Origin of the sequence: Chlorobium sp. KB01, from assembly GCF_001975465.1 — a bacterium.
Taxonomy (GTDB): domain Bacteria; phylum Bacteroidota; class Chlorobiia; order Chlorobiales; family Chlorobiaceae; genus Chlorobium.
In genome coordinates this window covers 1-2,956 of record NZ_MPJE01000002.1, presented here as the reverse complement: position 1 = coordinate 2,956, position 2,956 = coordinate 1, and the positions used below count along the sequence as shown (strand labels likewise).

Sequence of the window (2,956 nt, the reverse complement as noted above, 5' to 3'; positions counted from 1 at the left end):
GATTTCGAGCACCACCCAACGCAGTAATCGGGTTTCGGAATAAATAAATAGAGGTGCCCTCAATTCACTGAAGGTGATGACAATATCATCCCGGTTCCCCGCATTCACGGCCCCGTCAGCCGGACTGATCTGAGTAACCGTTGGAACAAGAATGTCCGCTTTCACTGCATCGGCAAACTGGAACTGCTCAAATCCGCTTACCCGGTCCGACCCGTCACGATCCGCACGCTTGTCGGTAATCGTGTAGGTATCGGTTGCTCCATCATAGCTGATGCTGTAATCACTGAAATTTCCGCTGTACACAGCCTTATCCGTTCCGTCACCTCCACTGAGGATGTCATCTCCTGCGCCGCCGGTAACGGTATCATTACCACTACCGCCATAGAGCGAATTACCGGCACGGTTACCCTTTATGGTGTCATTACCCGAACCGCCATTGACCATTTCAAGCGTTACTCCGAAAGCAATACCGAGGTTATTGGAGCCGTCATAAAGATCCGAACGGGTGCCGGTATTGATATAGTGAAGCGTTGAGTAACTGCCCGGTGTCAGGTCGATGGTACAATCCGTACTGAAGTTGGAGATATCAATGGTATCGGTTCCGCCGGAGTCCCAGATGCTTTTGTAAAACGGAGTGGCGGGATCATACGTGTAGATCGTATTCCCTGTCCGGTAATTATTGTTGGTTCCGTAGAGGTATTGGATAGCCTCTATATCATAAACCATCAGGGTTTCAGGAACAACGGCGATGTATTCCTGCAGGCTTGTATCGAAAAACCATGTCTGAAAATCATTGTAGGACATGACCGAATAATTCCGGTAATCAAGAGATGCCGGAAAATAGATTTCGGAACTGCTACTGCCCTCACTGTAATTCCCCGGATGTTTAAGCCCGAGTCCATGCCCTGTTTCATGAATCAGGGAGTAATAGTTGAAAGAGCCCGATGTCCATGAGCTTCCGGTTGCAAACAGTGGATTGATCCATACATCGCCTGCGCTTGCCCATGTACTGTCAGGAAAATAACACCACCCCCAGTAGCCGTCCACGGCGGAAGAAAATGCCAAACGAAAATCACCGACACTGTCGGGCTCATCAGCGACCTCTGTGAAGTTGAGAAGGGCAACATCGGCCCAGGTTTGCAGTGCGTGATTGACTTCTGCGATTTGCGCGGCTGTCAGCCCGAAATGCTCCTCGGCCTCCTGCTCCAGCATATCACTGTATTCAGCCTGCCATACCGGTGTGGAATTAGTAGTCCAGGTGAAGCTGTAGGAGAGCGATACGGAGGAGTTGGAACCGGCACTCCATTTTTGAAGCTCGGTACTGAGCAGTGCATCAAGAGTGGTTACACCGCTCAGAGAAAATGTGGTTGTAGCTGAAGAGGTGAAGGGAGTTGGCATAACGGTGTCACTTGTTTAAACCAAATTAATACACACCGTCCGGAGTTCTCCCCTCTCTCTGGCAAAGCGATAACCCTCCACCACAACGAAAAGGGTGCATGGCCCCCATCCAAGATCTGATTGATCAATTCCGGCAAACCCGACACACCACTACGCTTTCACGAAAACCTGTGATGGAAACACAAGCATCAATTATTGTTGAAGTTAAGGAATCTTTTCGTGAATAACACAGGATAAATACTCACTCAGCTTCACGCAGCCCGTCCGCTCCCGTCGCAGGGATAGCGATAGTCGAGTTCGTCACAAAAAGGGTCAATAAAACGGTTTTGCGTTTCACGCTCAACGATGCCGATAATGCGTATTGCAACACCTCCCGGTGGCTGCTCCTGGTGGGACCAACATGACTAATACCCCCTTGAGTGTGTATTTTATTTGATCCCGTTTACACGTAAACCTGCCGCAAACAAATAATGCGTTATGGATGGCTGTATTTTCAGCAGAGTCAGTATTTTTCCAAGGGTAGTTTTACCGTCAGTTTCCCCCCGAGGAGCCTCTGACCTTGCAAATGCAGATCCTGAAGAGCTTTCACAAGTTTACGCAGTCATGAACGTCCCCTCGCTACCGGCACTCTACCGGTTTTTATCGGCGCTTTCTGAACGTCCCAGCACCGCATAGATCAAAAGTCTGTACTCTGATTTTTTTTATCTTATTTTGTAATTATATTCTTGTAGCCTGTGTTGCATGAAGGTCGGCTCCAAGCCGTTGAAGGGTATCCTTCCTAGTACAATAATGGGCTTTTTTTATTTACTTTATTTTCAGGCAGTTATCGCCCGATAACTTTTTTTGCCGGTTGTAATAATTACCCCCACTTTTCTACTTTTCAAAGTCATACAAGTCCTGCACCATAGCTACCTGGTCGCTGATATATTCATTGACAACCATGGAAGGCTTGAAAGCGTCTTACCCGGATTCGTTGTCAGTCAGGACGAAGAGGACTTAGTTGAAGCTGTTATGTACGTCCCGCTCCCCCCTCACAGGGGTATAGATAATGTGCAGAGCCGAAGAGCAGTGAACTGGCGTAACAAGTGCAGTTTGTTATGACCGTCCCCTCATCGGCACACGTAAACCTGCCGCAAACAAATGGTGCGTTATGGATGGCTGTATTTTCAGCAGAGTCCGTTCCTTCAAGGGTAGTTTTACCGGTAGTTTCCCCCCGAGGAGCCTCTGACCTTGCAAATGCAGATCCTGAAAAGCTTTAACAAGTTTACATAGTTATGAACGTCCCCTCGCTACCGGCACGGCCTTGTTGAAAAATGCTCTCGTATTCATGCTTCGTGTGCTCTGTTGGAGAAAATGTGTCTGTGTATTTGCATTCGAAGCCTACAAGCCCGTTTTGATTGCCGATCATCACATCAAAAGCTACGTCGAATGCTGAATTATCATTCGTAAAGTTTTCTTTGGGAGCATATTCAAACACAACATTCATGACTTTAGTCAAATCAGGCCAGAATTGCTGTAAAACTTTCAAAGCAAGATCTTTATCTGCTTTTAACTCCCC

The 2,956-nt window shown here is 47.6% G+C and carries 1 protein-coding gene and 1 pseudogene; both read right to left on the bottom strand.

All coding sequences use genetic code 11. The features are described from left to right. The coding region (locus BOO20_RS00040; RefSeq protein ID WP_233120831.1) for a M10 family metallopeptidase at positions 1-1,398 on the bottom strand (1,398 nt) is incomplete at its 3' end. A gap of 1,264 nt (positions 1,399-2,662) precedes the next feature. Continuing rightward, positions 2,663-2,956 (bottom strand): annotated as a pseudogene (locus BOO20_RS12805) (hypothetical protein); the annotation flags it as partial.